Annotated in this window: 17 protein-coding genes; all 17 read left to right on the top strand. The window is 32.9% G+C overall.

Features of this window, described 5'->3' with window-relative positions; translation table 11 throughout:
• Nucleotides 1-39: 39 nt before the first annotated feature.
• The 17 genes from flgM to CHB72_RS12615 all read left to right on the top strand — a co-directional run bounded on the left by flgM (nt 40) and on the right by CHB72_RS12615 (nt 17,819).
• A complete protein-coding gene (gene flgM / locus CHB72_RS12695) occupies nt 40-330 on the top strand; it encodes a flagellar biosynthesis anti-sigma factor FlgM (protein ID WP_089283256.1) in 291 nt (96 codons plus the stop codon).
• A 34-nt stretch (nt 331-364) separates the two neighbouring features.
• Nucleotides 365-859, top strand: a complete 495-nt coding sequence (locus tag CHB72_RS12690; RefSeq protein WP_089283255.1) for a flagellar protein FlgN — start codon at nt 365-367, stop codon at nt 857-859.
• Nucleotides 860-898: 39 nt separating this feature from the next.
• A complete protein-coding gene (flgK, locus tag CHB72_RS12685) occupies nt 899-2,401 on the top strand; it encodes a flagellar hook-associated protein FlgK (RefSeq protein WP_089283254.1) in 1,503 nt (500 codons plus the stop codon).
• A 14-nt stretch (nt 2,402-2,415) separates the two neighbouring features.
• The gene (flgL, locus tag CHB72_RS12680) at nt 2,416-4,074 is read left to right on the top strand and encodes a flagellar hook-associated protein FlgL (RefSeq protein WP_089283253.1); all 1,659 of its coding nucleotides are present in this window, start codon (nt 2,416-2,418) and stop codon (nt 4,072-4,074) included.
• A gap of 49 nt (nt 4,075-4,123) precedes the next feature.
• Entirely contained in the window at nt 4,124-4,687 is a 564-nt protein-coding gene (locus tag CHB72_RS12675) for a DUF6470 family protein (protein WP_089283252.1), read from the top strand.
• 44 nt (nt 4,688-4,731) lie between these two features.
• Nucleotides 4,732-5,202, top strand: coding sequence for a flagellar assembly protein FliW (gene fliW / locus CHB72_RS12670; protein WP_089283251.1), 471 nt, complete (start codon nt 4,732-4,734; stop codon nt 5,200-5,202).
• A gap of 1 nt (nt 5,203) precedes the next feature.
• Nucleotides 5,204-5,440, top strand: a complete 237-nt coding sequence (gene csrA, locus CHB72_RS12665) for a carbon storage regulator CsrA (RefSeq protein ID WP_089283250.1) — start codon at nt 5,204-5,206, stop codon at nt 5,438-5,440.
• A 182-nt stretch (nt 5,441-5,622) separates the two neighbouring features.
• Nucleotides 5,623-6,477, top strand: coding sequence for a flagellin N-terminal helical domain-containing protein (locus CHB72_RS12660; protein WP_330397041.1), 855 nt, complete (start codon nt 5,623-5,625; stop codon nt 6,475-6,477).
• 160 nt (nt 6,478-6,637) lie between these two features.
• Nucleotides 6,638-9,136: a glycosyltransferase gene (locus CHB72_RS12655; RefSeq protein WP_089283249.1), complete on the top strand. Its 2,499-nt coding sequence runs from the start codon at nt 6,638-6,640 to the stop codon at nt 9,134-9,136.
• A 106-nt stretch (nt 9,137-9,242) separates the two neighbouring features.
• Nucleotides 9,243-10,571 carry a glycosyltransferase gene (locus tag CHB72_RS12650; RefSeq protein ID WP_089283248.1) on the top strand — a complete coding sequence of 443 codons (1,329 nt, stop codon included), beginning with the start codon at nt 9,243-9,245 and terminating at the stop codon, nt 10,569-10,571.
• Nucleotides 10,572-10,913: 342 nt separating this feature from the next.
• On the top strand, nt 10,914-13,271 hold the full coding sequence (locus CHB72_RS12645; protein ID WP_089283247.1) for an ATP-grasp domain-containing protein: 2,358 nt from the start codon (nt 10,914-10,916) through the stop codon (nt 13,269-13,271).
• A 4-nt stretch (nt 13,272-13,275) separates the two neighbouring features.
• Nucleotides 13,276-13,806: a hypothetical protein gene (locus CHB72_RS12640; protein ID WP_089283246.1), complete on the top strand. Its 531-nt coding sequence runs from the start codon at nt 13,276-13,278 to the stop codon at nt 13,804-13,806.
• Nucleotides 13,807-13,912: 106 nt separating this feature from the next.
• Nucleotides 13,913-15,004: a DegT/DnrJ/EryC1/StrS family aminotransferase gene (locus CHB72_RS12635; RefSeq protein ID WP_089283245.1), complete on the top strand. Its 1,092-nt coding sequence runs from the start codon at nt 13,913-13,915 to the stop codon at nt 15,002-15,004.
• A gap of 11 nt (nt 15,005-15,015) precedes the next feature.
• The gene (rfbA, locus tag CHB72_RS12630; RefSeq protein WP_089283244.1) at nt 15,016-15,882 is read left to right on the top strand and encodes a glucose-1-phosphate thymidylyltransferase RfbA; all 867 of its coding nucleotides are present in this window, start codon (nt 15,016-15,018) and stop codon (nt 15,880-15,882) included.
• Between the two features lie 32 nt (nt 15,883-15,914).
• On the top strand, nt 15,915-17,000 hold the full coding sequence (gene rfbB, locus CHB72_RS12625; RefSeq protein WP_089283243.1) for a dTDP-glucose 4,6-dehydratase: 1,086 nt from the start codon (nt 15,915-15,917) through the stop codon (nt 16,998-17,000).
• A 234-nt stretch (nt 17,001-17,234) separates the two neighbouring features.
• Complete coding sequence (locus tag CHB72_RS12620) at nt 17,235-17,603, top strand: hypothetical protein (RefSeq protein ID WP_089283242.1); 369 nt, start codon at nt 17,235-17,237, stop codon at nt 17,601-17,603.
• An 18-nt stretch (nt 17,604-17,621) separates the two neighbouring features.
• Nucleotides 17,622-17,819: a YjfB family protein gene (locus CHB72_RS12615; RefSeq protein WP_089283241.1), complete on the top strand. Its 198-nt coding sequence runs from the start codon at nt 17,622-17,624 to the stop codon at nt 17,817-17,819.
• Nucleotides 17,820-17,935: the final 116 nt, after the last annotated feature.

The following is a 17,935-nucleotide window of genomic DNA, read 5'->3' as shown; positions in this document are numbered from 1 at the left end:
TACTATTAAGAAAACAATCGGAAAGTTAGAGGTGTTTTTATGAAGATTTTCAACAATCCTAATATTTCACAGGTCATGAAATTATACAATAAATCTGTAAAGTCTACAGAGAAAACAGGAGAAGTAACATCCTCCGGGGATCAACTAGATATATCAGGAAAAGCAAAGGAATTTCAAGTGGCAGTAAAGGCCTTTAAAAATCTACCAGAAGTAAGGAAAGAAAAAGTAGAGGATTTAAAAGAAAAGATCCAAACAAATAGTTATAATGTATCAGGAAAAGAAATCACAGATAAATTAATTGAAAGCATTCTGATGGATGAGAAAATTTAACAGCCTAAGGATAAATATAGCAGGTGGTGATAATATGATAAAATCCATTCAACAGTTAAAAGAAACCCTACATCAGGAGCTAAAGATGTATAAGGATATTGTAGAAATGGCTAAAGAAAAAACAATAATTATAAAGATGGGAAAATTGGTGGAATTGGAAGAGGTCATTCAAAAAGAACAGCAGTATATTCGAACAATGGCAACCTTTGAAAAGATTCGACGATCTATTTTCACAAATATTGCAGAGGAAATGGAGATTCCTGAACCCGCTGGCATATCCGAGCTATTGTTGCATTTAGGAGACCAGGAGATTAATGAAATTGACACCATAAGGAATCAGTTGTTAGAGACTATTAAGAAGCTAACAGAAGTAAACCAATTAAATGAGAAGTTAATTCAACAAAACTTGGAGTTCATCGATTTTAACATAGAAATAATAACCTCATCACCAGAAACAGGTAACAATTATGGAGAGAAGGATACAGGAAAGAGAAAATCGATCTCCAGCCTATTGGATATGAAGGTTTGAGAAAAGGGATACCTAATACAGAAGAAGGTGGTATGAATCATGCGCTCAACATTTCTAGGATTTAATACAGCTACATCTGGACTCTTTGCATCCCAAAGAGCACTAGATATCACGGGGCACAATCTTGCTAACGTAAATACAGCCGGCTATACAAGACAAAGATTAATACAGACTCAAAGTACGCCAATGCCTTTATCTGGCCGGCAGGGAATGCTTGGTACAGGAGTAGATACTGTTGCTATACAACAGTTAAGGAATGAATTTTTAGATTACCGATACAGAGGAGAAGTCAATTCTCTAGGCTATTGGGAGGCCAAAAGTGATGGTTTATATTTCTTAGAAGCTATTATGAATGAACCCTCTGAGACTGGTATAAACACAATTATTAAAGAATTCTTCGATTCTTTTCAACAGCTTAGCAAACCAGAAAATGCAAATAGTCTTGCAACTAGAAGACTAGTGCGGGAAAATGCCAGTGCTTTTACCAGTAGTATCAATAGCATGTATAGTCAGATGGAGAACTTAGTACGGGGCTTAAACAATGATGTGGTAGATGCTGTGAATTCCATCAATGGCTATGCCGAACAAATTGCCCAGTTAAATGAACAGATTTCTCGTTATGAGATAGGGGGAAGCACGGCTAATGATTTAAGGGATCGAAGAAATCTTTTGATAGATGAACTTTCAAAATTGGTCAACATAGAAGTGCTGGAAGTCTCGGATGGAAACGGCAACAATAAAATGGCTATACAAATTAATGGTAATCCTTTGGTTCACCATGATAGAGTGAAAAAATTGGATGCCGGCACCAAAGAAAAGAGTGAGTTTTTCGATGAAATGGGCGTCGACTTAGAAATTAATGTAGTGAGATGGGCAGATGGCACAATCTTGAACACCTCTGCTCTAAAAGGAGAATTAAAAGGGCTATTGGACCTAAGGGATGGTCAAGGAGGTGCTACTAAAGGAGTACCTTATTACATAGAAAGACTGAATCACTTTGCACAGGTATTGGCTGAAGAGGTAAACAAACTTCACAGCAGTGGTTTTGGTTTAAATGAAACCACGGGGATTATGTTTTTCACAGCTAATGGTGTCTCCACTGAAGAGGCACTAAAGGATACAAGTCCTAAAATCAATGCCAAAAATATCGCTGTTGCTTTAGATTTAGAGGATTTGAACAAGATTGCAGCCGCTAGTGAATTGGATTTACTTCCAGGCGATGGCTCCAATGCCTTAAAGCTTGCTGAGCTTAGAAATAATGGAAGTATGTTCAAAGAGGGAAAGGCAGAGGACTTTATGACAGCCTTGATCGCTAACCTTGGAGTAGATTCCCTAGAAGCCCAAAGAAATGCCGTCAATCAGTTCTTATTAACTGAAATGGTGGACACAGAGAGACAAAGGATATCAGGAGTATCCACCGAAGAAGAATTGACCAATATGATAAGATTTCAACATGCCTATAACGCTTCTGCTAGAATGGTTACTACCTTTGATGAGATGCTGGATGTTATTATTAATAAATTAGGTATAGTAGGAAGATAGGGAGTTGATATGATATGCGAATTACAAATAATATGATGATTAACAAAGTTATGCGAAACTTAAATAACAATATGCTACGCTTGGATAAACTGCAAACTCAAGGCTTAACAACAAAAAGAATCAATCGGCCTTCCGATGATCCTGCAGCTGTTGCTAGAAGTTTAAGAGTGAAATCAGATATAAGTCAATTGACGCAATATGGTAAAAATGTAAATGATGCTATATCTTGGCTAGAAACCACAGAACTGGCAGCAAAACAAACAAATGATGCCCTTGTTCGTGTAAGAGAACTAATGGTACAAGCGGCCAATGGACCCCTGACGGTTGAAGAAACTACAAAAATTCAGGAAGAAATAAAGGAACTAAAGGCGCAAATTATTAGCTTTGGAAATAGCTCCTATGGCAACAGCTATATCTTTTCTGGTAAAAAGATAGACCAGCCCCTATTTGACAAGGAGGGCAATTATCTTGTAAATTTAACAGATTATGTAAATCCTGCCTATGTTGATGACAAGAAAAATATTCAAGTAGCAAACTTTGAGAATATTGGTGTAAACACTTTGGGATTTCAATTGTTTGAGGCTTATGAGAAGCCAGTGGTTTATAGTGAAGAATTTCCTTTGAATAGTGGCGATACTATAACTTTGCAGATGGAGGATGGTACGCCACCAGTAACAGTTACTTTAGTGATAGGATCTCCTGAAGGAGTAACCATAAACCAAGACGGAACCGAAGCGACTGTTACAGTAGGCCCCCCTGGTAATGTAGAAGAACAGATGGAAGCTATGATCAATGGACTAAAGGAAATGGCAGAAGTATACGGTTCTCCATTAAAAGGCTATTCCTTTGAAAAGTATGAAGCCAATGAGTGGGATGGTACACAAGTTATTGACGGTGTTCTAAGAATCAAAGCTACCCCTACCGATGCTACAGCGGTGGATACAAGGCAAGTAGCGGCTGTGTGGGAGACGGGAGACATTACGTTTACGCCAGACACTACCTTTACCTTTATGGGGGTTACTTTAAAAATTGAAGCTGGAGCTTCAAGTGAAATCACAAATGTTACAAAAGATGGAGCAACAGTGGTTGTTGATGGAACTTTTGATTCTCAAATGCTGGTAGATGCTTTTGAAGCAATAGCTCAAGAAAAGGGCTCGAAAATTGCTGGATTTACATTCGAAGCTGATGGTGCTGGATTAAGAGTGATCGCCCCTGAAAATTCAGGAGTCCTTTATAATAAAGAGATATTTGGAGGAACCTTAGGTATTGATAATGATGCAGTTGACCAATTAAGAGTAGCTGGAGATGCAGAAAAGAAAACGGTTGTTGCAGGTCAAAAAGCAGGACTAATCCAACTATTTGATAAGCTAGAAGATGAATTATTAAGAGGAAACAATGAGGAAATCAACGAACTTCTAGGTCAAATCGATGCCTTCCATCAAAAAATATTAGAGGTAAACTCAGAAATAGGTGCAAAGGTGAATCGTATGGACATGGTCAGTAATCGTGTGGCCGATGAGACCATAAACTTTAAAAAGTTATTATCTCAGCTTGAGGATGCAGACATGGCACAGGTCTACACGGACATAATAAGAGAAGAAGCTATTTATCGCTCTGCACTATCCATTGGAGCGAGGATTATGCAGCCAACATTATTGGACTTTTTAAGGTAAAGCCTTAAAAGGTCCAATCCTTTATCTATTTTAAATGGGGTGAAGCAACATGAATTTACGTATTCAAACGCAGGATGCCCAAATAGGCATTCAACAGGGAATTGGAGATTTGTATATTTCTCAAAACCATCATTTTCTTCAAATACAGACATTATATCCTGAGATTTATATACAGCAAGAAGACCCTGTCTTGCTTATTGATCAAAGTCAGTGCTTTTCCGAAGCGGGATTAAAAAGTAACCAAGAACTCTCTAGACAATTTGCGGCAAAGGGGAGACAAAATGCCCTAAGAGCCATCGCAAAAATTGCAGATGAAGGCAATGCGATGGCAGATATCCAGAACGGAGTTGTCATAGGCAGATTGGCCAAAAATAAGATGAAGGCTCAAGAGAAGCAATTTGCATTTGATATGATACCAAAATCCAGACCAGAGATGAGATTTCAAAAGGGAGAAACCCATATTCGCTACCAGAAGGGAGATATAAAAACCCATGTGCCTCCCAATCCTGTCAACATCCATTACAACACAAGAGATGTCAAGGTCTACCTCAAACAAAAAAACTATATCCAAATAGATTATGTAGGAAAAAAAGTAGACCTTTATGGCGGTTAATGAGATAATAAGATTAAATCTTAAATCAAAGGAGCGATAAGGGCATGCTATTAAAGACAAGAAATTTTGGAGAAATAGAAATAGAAGAAGAAAAAATATTGGACTTTCCCGACGGTATCCCTGCTTTTGAAGAACGAACAAAATTCATTATCCTTAAAAATCCAGATGAAGAGATCCCCTTCCATTGGCTGCAATCAGTGGAGGATGAAAATTTAACCTTTGTAATAGTAAATCCGTTTATTTTCAGACCTGATTATGATTTTGAAATTTCTCAAAGCGTAGTAGAAAAACTAGGAATTGAAGCGGTTGAAGATGTCAACCTATTTGCCATTGTGGTTGTACCAGAGGATATCAGCAAAATGACAGCAAACCTACGGGCGCCTCTTATTATCAATAGCAAAAACTATAAAGCAAAACAAATTGTAATAGAAGATGAAAGATATCATACAAAACATTATATATTAGAAGAACTAAATACTCCTCAAAATGAAAAAACTTTAGAGGGGGCAAAGTAAAATGCTGGTACTGGCAAGAAAGCAAGAAGAAAGCATTATGTTAGGTAAGGATATAGAAATAAAAATCCTCAGCATCGAGGAGGATCGTGTCAAAATAGGGATATCTGCCCCTAAAAATATAGAGATTTTTAGAAAAGAAGTGTACATAGAGATCCAAGAGGAAAATAAAGCTGCCAGCCAACAAAAGACAAATTTTGCGTGCATCAAAGATATTTTGACAAAAAAAGAAGAAAAATAAATTTTTTTACTTTTTACTCTAAAGTAGCCTTTAAATATTCCGATATATATAGTAAGCATAACAATAAATCTTACCAATAAACCTTGGCCAAGGAGAAGGAAGATTTTAGAATCATTTAATGTAAAATCAGTTTATGGCAAGGATGCCAGAAAAAACAATAAAATTCAAGGAGGAGATTTATAATGAGTAATATGGTAATTAACAACAATATGTTAGCAATCAATTCCCACAGATCTTTAAAACTAACTGGTGGAGATCAATCAAAAGCTGTAGAAAAATTATCTTCTGGTTTAAGAATCAACAGAGCTGCTGATGATGCTGCAGGTTTGGCAATCTCTGAAAAAATGAGAGGACAAATCAGAGGTTTAAATCAAGCTTCTAGAAATGCTCAAGACGGTATTTCAATGATTCAAACAGCTGAAGGTGCTTTAACAGAAACTCATGCAATGCTTCAAAGAATGAGAGAATTAGCTGTACAAGCTTCTAATGACACTTATGAACCTGAAGATAGATCAAAGATTGCTGATGAATTAAATCAATTATCTGAAGAAATTACAGCTATTACAGACAAAACAGAGTTTAACAAAAAGAATCTTTTAGGTGGAGGCTTATCTGCTACAAATGCAGTGTATTTGCAAGTAGGTGCTAACCAAGATCAGAAAATCGAATTTGGAATTGCTAACATGAGTGCTGCAAGCTTAGGAGTTACAGCAGCTTCTGTTGGAACTATCGTAGCAGATGCTACTTCTACAGGTGCTAGCATTAGTGCAGTTATCACTACAGTTAATAATGCATTAGAAAAAGTATCTGCTGAAAGAGGGAAACTTGGTTCTATTCAAAACAGATTAGAGCATACCATTAATAACCTAGACGTATCTGCTGAAAACCTACAAGCTTCTGAATCTCGAATCAGAGACACCGATATGGCGAAGGAAATGATGAACTTCACTAGAACGAATATTCTACAACAGGCTGCTACAGCAATGTTGGCTCAAGCTAACCAAGCTCCACAAAACGTGCTTCAATTATTAAGATAAATATATTAGTATGGAAAGGGGAGTAGTGTAACTGCTCTCCTTTTTTCTAACTTCAGGATAACTTTACTCTAGAACATAAAGAATTTGTTTAGATGAGAAAAGAATTTTCTTATGCAAACAGCTTCTTTAATCAGCAGATAATTTATAAGGAGGATAATCAATGAAGTTAAGCATCGTTATGATGGTGAAGAACGAATCTAAATATTTAGAGAAATGCTTGAAGAGTTTGGACCCTATTCGGGAGGCGATCTCTTCAGAGTTGATTATTGTGGATACAGGATCTCAGGATAATACCATGGAAATTGCCAAAAGATACACAAAGAAGGTTTATTTTCATTTATGGAAGGATAATTTTGCAGAGATGAGAAATATCACTATTGGTTATGCAAAGGGAGAGTGGCTCTTTGTCATTGATGGAGATGAGATTGTTGAGGATGCAAAAGATATCATACAATTTTTTAAGCATAACTTTGACAAACGCTATAATACAGCTTTAGTATCTATTAAAAATTTTACATCGGATAAAAGAGAATATAACACTGTGGTGCACGTATGCAGACTATTTAAAAATAAAAAATTTCTATATACAGGTAGTATTCATGAACAACCAATTATTAGACATCCAATTTACTTTCTAGATGTTATACTTCTTCATTTTGGATATATTTCTACCGATAAGGAATTAATGAAGAGAAAATTTGTTCGGAATATAGCTTTGCTGGAAAAGGAACTTGAAAGGGAACCTGACAACAGTTACACATGGTTTCAACTTTCACAATCCTACGGTATGTATAATAAGCATAAGGAATCTTTAGAGGCAGCTTTAAAGGCATATGAGATTGCTAAAGAAAAAAAATACAATATGAATGAACGAATGTATATATATATTCAAATTGCCCATTGTTATTATGTTGCAAAAAAATATAAAAAATTAGAAGAAATTTGCCAAGAAGCTATTGTCATAAGTAATAAAAATTTAGATCTTTATTGGTTTTTGGCTTATGCTCAGCAAAACCTAACGAAGATAGATGATGCCATAAAAAATTATGAAAAATATTTGGAAATTAGGAAAGATTTTAATAAATACAAAGATCCAACCTCTATTGTGTTTACTTTAGATTCCCATGAAGGAGTATACTATGAACTTTCAAAGTTATTGACTGCAAAAGAAAATTATAAACAGGCTATTGAATATGGAAAAATGATACAATCAAATCATGTTTTAAAACTTGCTTTAGAATCAATCATTGCCGCATACTTAAAAACTGGAAATCATCAAAAATTGTTAGACTTCTATCATGAAAGATGTAAAGGAGATAAAATTCTAAAAGAGAGTTTCTACGATATGGTTGAACTGAAAATTCAATCCTTGAAAGAAGAAGAAAAATTTTCTTTGATACAGCTATTTTCGAAATTAGATGACAGTTATGGTTTTCTAAATTCTATTAGATTATTAGCTATTAGAGATGAAATGGAAATAGAATGCTATACTTTGGAAAAAATAAAGACCTTTCATTATGATGACCTGCCGCCATATTATAGTGATATGATTTACTTTATGATGAAGAAGGGCATACCTATTATAGATATACTATACAATCTGAGAGAAACAAAAAGATATTCTTTTCTTAATTACTTAGCAAACACCTACAAAAGTGAATTTTTTGATATAATTCTTCAATCAATGAAGAAACACTTTTTATATATGAGTCAGGAAACATCTAAGATAGAAAAAATAGTTTGCGGAGCACTTTTGTCTTATGGAGAAATGGAAGATAAGGAGTATCTAGGTGTTTTTAAAAGATATATACATTATGGTGTCTATGACTTAGAAGAAACTTATCATAGAGATATAATCCAGCAGGAAAGTATTAATAGAGTCAAAACCGACGAGGATGTCTTTTTCTTACTTATGCTTAAAGCTTATGAGTTTAAAGATACCGAGCAGGCAAATTATATTCGATATCTAAGGAAAGCATTAAAAGTTTATCCTATGCAAAAAAAAGGTATTGAATTGATGATGCAGGATGAGAAGAAAAAGGCTGATAAAACCTCTGAGTTTGAACATTATCGAAATAAAGTTAAAGAACAAATTAATTCACTGATTGGCAATGGAAGATTAGAAAATGCTGCAAAGCTTTTAGACGAATATGCAGATATTGCAAAGGATGATATTTCTATTTATGCCTTAAGAAGTATGATAGCTATAGTTAAAGAAAATTGGGAAGATGCTGAGGAAATCTTAAAAGAAGGCTTACTATTAGAACCAACTGATTTTGACTTGCTTTGCAATGCTGCTTACCTTTGTGAGACAAAAAATCAAATTCAACTGGCAATTAACCTTTACCAGCAAGCCCTATTATCCACAAATAACGCACAGCATCAACAACAAATCAGTGCTATAATTGAAGAACTTTCTGGTAATTGTGCAGAAGGTGATGATATAGTTTCACAGAATGATAAGAAGAATATTGATGAAGTAAAAGAATTTGCAGAATATACAAAGCAAGTAAAGAGTAAGATAGAAGAGTTTATTAATAATGGAGAATTAGATCATGCAAAATTAATCTTAAAAGAATATGAAACGATTGTACAAGATGATCTGGAAGCTTTATTTTATAAATCTCAAATTGCTGTAATGGAAAATGTAAGTAAATAGCTAATTTTATAATAAACCTTAATTATTTTAAGCTCATAAAGCAGGAGAAGTGTAATTTCTAGCAGGTGGAGCATCAAAAATATTATGAGGATTGGCGGAGATTAAAATGAATAATGACATGATTACTTTTCAGAAAAAAATCAAAGAAAACATTAATCTATTAATAAGTGATAATAGATTAAATGAAGCAAAAGAACTTTTAACCCAATATGAAAATATTGTAAATGATGACATAGACATATACTCCTTTAAAGGTATGATTGCTATGATGAAGGGAGATATGGATGAGGCGGAGAGGGTTTTGACAGAAGGGTTTAACGTAGATAGAGAAAACTTTGATCTTCTTTGTAACCTTGCCTATTTATATCAATCACAAGATAATCATGTAAAAGCATATGAGTTTTATAATAGGGCTAAAGAATATGCAATCGATGGAGAAATAAAAAAGAAAATTGAAGAAATTTTAAATGAGTATAATAAAATTGAGGAAATTGAATTACAAAAGAACAAGTTAAGTATTAAGCAATCTAGTTATCCAAAAGTAACTATTAGAATTACAACTTATAATCAAAAAGAACATTTAAAAGAAGCTATAGAAAGTTGCTTGCAACAAGATTATCCTAATTTAGAAATTCTTGTAATAGATGATTGCTCCCAAGATGGTACAGATACAATGATGGAAACATATCGAAATAATAAAAGAATAAAATATATTCGTAATAAAATAAATCTTGGACCGGGCAACAATACACGAAATATGCTTTACAATTTAATTGACTCTAAGTATGCAATGTATTTTAATCATGACGATTATCTAATAAAAAATGATTATATTTCAAAAGCAGTGAAATTATTAATGAATTATCCTAATTTGTCTTTTGTATGGGCAAATTGCAAGATCAAGAATGAAATATCAGGAAAAGGAAGTATTACAAATTTCAAAAACTCCAAAATAACAAATGGTATTGATTATTTTTTAAATTATGAAACACCCCAAAGGCCACATATCACAGGTCAACTTACAACGGTTTTTGATGTAGAAAAGCTAAGAGCTACAGGCTTTGGAGATGAAAAAACAAAAAGTAAAGATACCTTTATGTATTTAAAGCTTATGCTAATGGGAGATGTTGGATTTATTGATGAACATGTAAGCGTTTATCGTGTACACAAAAAAAGTTTGAGTTTTAATATGCCTGTAGAATTTGATGAATCAACTATAATTGAATTTGAAAAATTAAAGAAAAAAGTATTGGATAATAAAATAGCAAATGAAGAAACAATGGAAAAATGGATTAATAACAGAGTATTCTCTTATGTTATATGGCGCTTTCCAGCTTTATGGAATAGCAAAAATAAGAGGTATGCCTTAGAATTACTAATGAGTATTTCTAAAGAATATCCTTTTGCTTATGAAAGAATATTAGAAAAAATCTAAGTAATTTGTTAAATACTTTGGCAGTATGTCATACAATTATATAATTTTAATTTAAATAACTTTCAGGTTTGTAGTATCTTTAAAAGTGAATTTCCATATTAGGAGTTCTTCATCAATATTTCTATACCTATTATTATTAAACCCAACAAAGAAAAATAGAACTAATCAAATAAAGTAGAGTGGATAATATTTACATTAAAGATGAGAAGTAATGATTAAGATAGGAACATCAATACTTAAAGAAGTTTTAAATTATAAGAGTACTATTAGTTCAATTTTAAAGATAGGAATTTACATTTTAGAATGTTAAGATAGTTTACACCAAAGAAAGGGGGGGTGAAAATGAACATAATAAACAGAATATGTGTTTTGGTTTTTTCTGGTTTCAATCAAAGAGCAGTAATTGCTTTTTTACGAACGTTAAAAGCTAATAATATAGATTATGCCATTATAGCTAAATCGCAAGAGGATGATATCTTCTTAACGGATTATAAGGAAAAAGTATTAGCTATTCGAAGTTCGCTATCACTTAACCTTGAAGATTTATTATCCTCTATTAAAATGGTAAAAGAACAAACTCAAGCAGAAGAATATATTATTGCCCCAACAACAGAAGCACTAAATAGGTTTTTACTTGAGAAAAGAGAATTATTTGAGAAAAATGGGTGCGTAATACCATTAGTTAAAAAAGAACTATATGAACAGATTTCTGATAAATATAGCTTTGGGAAAATTTGTTCGAAAAATAATATCTTAATTCCTAAAGAGTTTAAATTTAGTAAAAATATGATTTTGCCAGTAGTAGCTAAACCTAAGAAATATTTCTCGTCGACAAAAAGAGAAATATTATCTCCAATAATAATAAAACATTCAATAGATTTCGAGCTATTCTGTGAAAATTATAACATTGAAGATTTTTACTATCAAGAATATGTGAATGGAAAGAGTCTTTATTTACTATATTATTTTCATAGAAACGGCATGATCTATAAGCTTTCACAGGAAAATTTAATACAACAGCCAGATGGAAAATCTATGGTAGCTGCTATTTCATCAGACTTTCATAATTCTAGCGAATCTCAGAAATATGAAAGTTTGTTTAAAAATATTAATTTTTTTGGTTTAGTAATGGTTGAAGTTAAACAACAGAATAATAAAAATTATATGATAGAGGCAAATCCGCGTTTTTGGGGACCTTCTCAGCTTTTTGTAGATGCAGAAATGAATTTTTTTGAAGCTTTTCTTCATGATTTTGGATTGCTGAAACAGATTAATATATCAGAGGAATCATTTCACTCTACAAAATATTTCTGGTTTGGGGGTATGCAAAAATATCTTGATGCATTTGAAAAGCTTGTTTTCTATAATTACGATTTGAATTTATTATTTAATGAATTTTGGATTTTTTTAAGGAACGATATTTATTTAAGGGAAGATACTAGTAATATATTCACAAAAGAGGTATTGAATTTACAAGGAGAGATAAATTTGGAAATAGCAAATCAAAAAAATTCCATAAATAAGACTGATAAATTAATTGTTTCTGTTGGAGCGGGCTGTACACAACTTCCATTTATTAAGGCTCTAAAAGAAAGAGGTTATTCAGTAGCTGCTTTTGGAAAGGGGAGAAATGACTTAAATGCTATTAAGCTATGCGACTATTTTAAAGAAATAGATACTTCAAATCACGAAGAGGCTATTAAGTGGTTACAAGGATTACCTATAGAAGTGTCAGCCGCAGGATCTTTTGCAGGCGGAGTCGCTATTAAGACTTTACATGAAGTTTCTCGTACTTTCAATCTACCAACAAGTATACCTAAATTATTATCAGTTGATATGAATAAATTTGAACAACAAAAACTTTATGAAAAATACCAATTAACTTCTATAAAAACTTTTAGCTCTGATGAACTGAGAAACAATCAGACTCTAGTAAAAGGAATTAATAAATTCATCATTAAACCATCTATCGGAAGAGGGAGCGCTGGAGTACGTAAGATAAATTTGATAGAGTTATATCAAATGATAGAAAATAATAATCTCTCAGAAAAAGATATAATCCAAGAGTTAAAAGAGGGGGAAGAGTATAGGATGCTTATTATAGTTCAAAATAGTGAACTAAAATTACTTGCTCCGATTAAACGCCAGTCTTTCCATGAATCTTTTTTACTTGGACGCTTGAGTCATAAAGATGATAAAATTATTCAAATTAAAAATTATGTAAATAGAATGATTAAAAATTTAAGGCTTAAAGATGTGATTATAAAGGCAGATATTATTGTTAGTGAAGAAAATGTTGATATGATCGAAATGGATATAGGGGTTGGTGGAGGAATTTATTATAAAACCTATATTAGTTATTTATTTGATTATGATATTCAAGAAGAATATATAAATTTGATTACAGGCAAAGAAGTTATAAAATCTCAAGCTAAGGGCAAAAAAATGGTGATGGATTATGTTTATAATTTGTCAGGAAGACCAGTAACTTATGATAACGATATATGCAAAGAGATGTTAAATAATTTCTTGGGTAAAAATATTATTCTTATACCTAATTTATTACATCCAGAAAAAAGAGGAAGTTTTGGTTCAAATGCAGATTTTATATTTTGCTTAATTCATGAGAATGATATGATGAACAATCTAGAAGTCAATAGATATGTAAACAAGGAGCTTTTTATTAAAGTTAAGGGGTAAGACTATGAGAATAGAAACACTAAAAGAAGAGGAAAAAAAATATATTTTAGAGTCAGTCAATAAAGCTAGTTTGTGGGACAAAGAATTTATTATATATCAATGGTATGAGAGTAACTTTAATGATAGTAACTTTGAAAGTAAATTTAAGATTATTTTTGATATTAAAAATGTAGCAATGAAAGCTGTTAGGGTTGAAAAAAAACGTATTATTCATAGAGCTTCAGAAAAAAAAGTATATTATTTAGAGTTTGATGAAATAAAATTATGTACTTTACTAAACAAACCATTTGTAGCGAAAAGGAGATCTATAAAGGACAATCTATTTTTAGATCGTTTTCTAAAATCAAACAATAAATGCAAATATATGCTTGAAGTTGAAAACCAAGATTCTGTAAAAAGCATTGAATCTCTTGAATTCAAAATACTTAAATGCGTAACGGAAGATGATTCATATTTAAATAGAAATATGACTATATTATTTTCAACTAATGATTTAATAGAATTAGAACTATTAATAAAATGTTTTATGAGATAAGAGTTGCTTTATAATGAGAGAGCTATGTAAATTTCCAGTTGAACCATAAAGTAATATTCGCTTTTAAAAAGTTTGCAGAAAAATATATAGGAGTAGAGGTAATATCATGGATAAAATCCAAGTAACATACTCCTCAATGCCCAAAATAGAGGAGTACATAGAAGAAATTAAAGACCTATGGGACAGCCATTGGCTGACTAACATGGGTGTAAAGCATAAACAATTAGAAACAGAATTGTCTAAGTATTTATACACTTCTAATGTCATACTGTTTACAAACGGACATCTTGCATTGGAGTGCGCAATAGCAGCCTTAAACCTTACTGGAGAAGTGATTACAACTCCCTTCACCTTTGCATCAACAACACATGCCATTGCAAGGAATGGATTAGAACCAGTGTTTTGTGATATTAATCCTGATGATTATACCATGGATGCAGACAAGCTTGAGGATCTGATAACAGAGAAAACTTCCGCTATCCTCCCTGTTCATGTGTATGGAAATGTATGTAACGTATTTGAGATTGAAAGAATAGCAAATCGGTATAACCTTAAAGTTATTTACGATGCTGCTCACGCATTTGGAGTTACCTTTGATGGGATAGGAGTTGCTAACTTCGGTGATGCTTCCATGTTCAGCTTTCATGCTACAAAAGTCTTTAATACCATTGAAGGTGGAGCAGTAACCTTTAGAAATCCTGATTTGCGACAAACACTGAATAACCTCAAGAATTTTGGTATTACGGGACTAGAATCTGTAGTGTATGTTGGTGGTAATGCCAAAATGAATGAGTTCCAAGCTGCTATGGGTCTTTGCAATCTTCGCCATATAGATGATGAGATCATGAAAAGAAAAGCTGTAGTGGAAAGATACATAGAAAATCTTAGCGAAATTAAAGGTATCAAGTTACTGAAACCACAAAAGGGTGTGAAAAGCAACTATGCGTATTTTTCAGTTGTATTTGATGGATATAAGCTGACCAGAGATGAAGTGTATGAAGCGTTAAAAGAGCAGAATATTATTGCACGGAAATATTTTTATCCATTAACAAGTAGCTTTGAATGTTATAAAGGAAGATTTAACCCTGAAGAAACGCCAATTGCGAAATATATCGCTGAAAGAGTGTTGACTCTTCCTCTTTATGCCGATTTGGCCTTAGAGGATGTTGATAGGATTTGTGAGTGTATTAAAGGATAGAGGTGAATAGAGTGAAAGGAATTATTTTAGCAGGAGGAAAAGGAACCCGGCTTTACCCCATGACACAGGTTGTATCAAAACAGCTTTTACCAATATATGATAAGCCATTGATTTATTATCCATTATCTGTTCTTATGTTAGCAGGTATTCGAGAGATACTTATTATTTCAACACCAGAAGACACTCCAGTTTATGAAAGATTGCTTGGCGATGGCTCTAAGATCGGCGTTAAATTTTCTTATAAGGTACAAGAAACACCTAGGGGACTTGCTGATGCTTTTATATTAGGAGATGAATTCATTGCTGATGATAAAATATGTTTAATCCTTGGGGATAATGTCTTTTATGGACAAGACTTGACAAAAGTTCTTAATCGCGCCAAAACATTTGAAACTGGTGCAGTCATCTTTGGATACCCTGTTAAAGATGCATGTTCATTTGGGGTTGTTGAATTTGATAAAAATAATAAGGTGATTTCCATTGAGGAAAAACCAAGCAAACCCAAATCAAACTATGCTGTTCCAGGGCTTTATTTCTATGACAATAAGGTCATTGAGATAGCAAAAAATGTAAAACCATCAGCTCGTGGGGAAATCGAGATCACCTCTATCAACAATGTCTACTTAGAACAAAGAGATCTTAATGTTATTTTGCTTGGCCGAGGTATGGCTTGGCTTGATACAGGAACACCGGAAGGGATGCTTAAAGCTGCTGAATATGTTGAAGCAGTACAATCAAGACAAGGATTCTATATAGCCTGTCTGGAAGAGATCGCATGGCGTAGAGGATTTATTGATGATAATCAGTTTAGAAATATTGGGGAAAGTTTAAAGATGACTGACTATGGTCAATACATTTTATCGTTGCTAGAAGAATAAAATGATAGATTAAAAACGAAAGGGTTTTTAGGATGAAAACTATATTAGTTACGGGTGGTGCTGGTTTTATTGGCAGTAACTTTGTAAAAATGATGTTGAATAAGCATCCTGACTATAAAATTATAAATGTAGATGCTCTCACTTATGCAGGGAATCTCGAAAATTTGAAAGACATATCTCATAATTCAAACTATACTTTTATTAAAGCAGATATTAGAGATAGACAGAAGATGGAAGAAATATTTTCATCTTATGATATTAATGCAGTCTTAAATTTTGCAGCGGAGTCTCATGTAGATAGAAGTATTGAAGAACCAGAAGTATTTCTAACAACTAATGTCATTGGAACTCAGGTTTTACTTGATGTGGCTAAAAAACACTGGAAGGTTAGTCCTGAAGACAAATATTGTAAAGAGTATAAGCAAGAGGTGAAATTCTTGCAGGTATCCACTGATGAAGTCTATGGTGCACTAGGGGAAACAGGGATGTTTGTAGAAACCATGCCGTTAATGCCTAACAGTCCTTATTCTGCCTCAAAGGCAAGTGCAGATATGATTGTGAGAGCTTATCATGAAACCTTTGATATGCCAGTCAACATTACACGTTGTAGCAATAATTATGGTCCATACCAATTTCCAGAGAAACTGATACCTCTTATGATTAATAACTGTTTAAAGAAGAAAGATTTACCTGTCTATGGAGATGGGATGCAGATAAGAGATTGGCTCCATGTATCTGACCACTGTGCTGCTATTGATATAGTTTTACATAAAGGCAAGAATGGAGAAATCTATAACATCGGTGGCAATAACGAAAAGACCAATATTGAAATTGTAAAATTGATCATTAGAACTCTTGGTAAGTCAGAAGATTTAATTAAATATGTAAAAGATCGTCCAGGCCATGACAGAAGATATGCCATTGATAATACTAAAATAACAACTCAGTTAGGATGGAAACCAAATTATACTTTTGAACAAGGGATAAAAGAGACTATTGAATGGTATTTAAATAATACTGACTGGATAGAGAACATTGTATCTGGTGATTATGTTAAGTATTATGAGGGGATGTACTCAGATATTAGTAATAAGTTTGCAGTGATACTAAACTTGTAATACTAGTATTTAAAGATTAAGTATAATAAAATAAGGAGAGTAGTGTTACAATTTTATTTGGCTGGATCAAGTAACGATGATATAAAATTACTGTAACATATAACTTGTAATAAAGACTTTATATTTGAACACAGAGATGTTCTATAATTCTTTGAGACTTTTGATTGATTAATGGAAAATACTGAAGTGGAAAGTTAAAGTATAAGCGATGATTGTAAAAAGGAGTTTAAAACAATGAATAAATATTACGAAGTAATACAGCAAATATTGCCATTATTGGACACCATAAAAGAAGGGATCCTTCACATACAAAACCAACTAGTAGAATTGAGATATGAAGAAGCATTGACTCTTTTACAAGATGCGATGAAAGGTATAGCAAGTATTGATAGTGTAATGCAGCCTATATATGATGAATTACCAGAAAACAACATAGATACATTGTTCGTAGTGGTAAAAGAAAGTATGAATAAAGCCGTTGATAGTTATGAGCAAGGCAGCGAGAGTAACCTAGAAAACCAAATAGAGAAAGAAGTTCTCCCATCCTTCAAAGCATGGAAGGAAGAAATGGAGAAAGTACTAAAACCTTACGTTGTTTCATAAGAGAAAGGAGTTGATACCATGGATATAGCAGCCCTATCAATGGGACTAAGTCAAATGAAGGTAGCGCAGCAGGCCAGCATCTCCATCATGAAAATGGCAATGGATACGGCCAAAATACAAACAGCAGATTTAACGCAAATGTTAGAAGACAGTACAAAAATGATGGAGCAATCGATAAATCCTCACCTAGGAGCCAATGTAGATATCAAGTTGTAATGGGAAAATAAAGTTAAATTCTAAACCAGCCAGCAAAGACTCTATCACAGGGTCTTTTTGCGATACTTTATCATTTGATTCTGAAGATATTTAATTGTTGATAATTTAGATAAATA

It is taken from the genome of Anaerovirgula multivorans, assembly GCF_900188145.1.
GTDB classification, from domain to species: Bacteria; Bacillota; Clostridia; order Peptostreptococcales; family Natronincolaceae; genus Anaerovirgula; species Anaerovirgula multivorans.
The sequence above is the reverse complement of the archived record's forward strand: the minus strand, read 5'-3'. Positions and strand labels throughout refer to the sequence as shown.

What these genes read in the sequence shown, in the direction of transcription:
- fliW (WP_089283251.1), top strand. Translation starts at nt 4,732, where the DNA reads ATGCTATTAAAGACAAGAAATTTTGGAGAAATAGAAATAGAAGAAGAA.
- rfbB (WP_089283243.1), top strand. Translation starts at nt 15,915, where the DNA reads ATGAAAACTATATTAGTTACGGGTGGTGCTGGTTTTATTGGCAGTAAC.
- CHB72_RS12650 (WP_089283248.1), top strand. Translation starts at nt 9,243, where the DNA reads ATGAATAATGACATGATTACTTTTCAGAAAAAAATCAAAGAAAACATT.
- CHB72_RS12690 (WP_089283255.1), top strand. Translation starts at nt 365, where the DNA reads ATGATAAAATCCATTCAACAGTTAAAAGAAACCCTACATCAGGAGCTA.
- CHB72_RS12655 (WP_089283249.1), top strand. Translation starts at nt 6,638, where the DNA reads ATGAAGTTAAGCATCGTTATGATGGTGAAGAACGAATCTAAATATTTA.
- csrA (WP_089283250.1), top strand. Translation starts at nt 5,204, where the DNA reads ATGCTGGTACTGGCAAGAAAGCAAGAAGAAAGCATTATGTTAGGTAAG.
- flgL (WP_089283253.1), top strand. Translation starts at nt 2,416, where the DNA reads ATGCGAATTACAAATAATATGATGATTAACAAAGTTATGCGAAACTTA.
- flgM (WP_089283256.1), top strand. Translation starts at nt 40, where the DNA reads ATGAAGATTTTCAACAATCCTAATATTTCACAGGTCATGAAATTATAC.
- CHB72_RS12620 (WP_089283242.1), top strand. Translation starts at nt 17,235, where the DNA reads ATGAATAAATATTACGAAGTAATACAGCAAATATTGCCATTATTGGAC.
- CHB72_RS12675 (WP_089283252.1), top strand. Translation starts at nt 4,124, where the DNA reads ATGAATTTACGTATTCAAACGCAGGATGCCCAAATAGGCATTCAACAG.
- CHB72_RS12615 (WP_089283241.1), top strand. Translation starts at nt 17,622, where the DNA reads ATGGATATAGCAGCCCTATCAATGGGACTAAGTCAAATGAAGGTAGCG.
- CHB72_RS12640 (WP_089283246.1), top strand. Translation starts at nt 13,276, where the DNA reads ATGAGAATAGAAACACTAAAAGAAGAGGAAAAAAAATATATTTTAGAG.
- CHB72_RS12645 (WP_089283247.1), top strand. Translation starts at nt 10,914, where the DNA reads ATGAACATAATAAACAGAATATGTGTTTTGGTTTTTTCTGGTTTCAAT.
- CHB72_RS12660 (WP_330397041.1), top strand. Translation starts at nt 5,623, where the DNA reads ATGAGTAATATGGTAATTAACAACAATATGTTAGCAATCAATTCCCAC.
- CHB72_RS12635 (WP_089283245.1), top strand. Translation starts at nt 13,913, where the DNA reads ATGGATAAAATCCAAGTAACATACTCCTCAATGCCCAAAATAGAGGAG.
- flgK (WP_089283254.1), top strand. Translation starts at nt 899, where the DNA reads ATGCGCTCAACATTTCTAGGATTTAATACAGCTACATCTGGACTCTTT.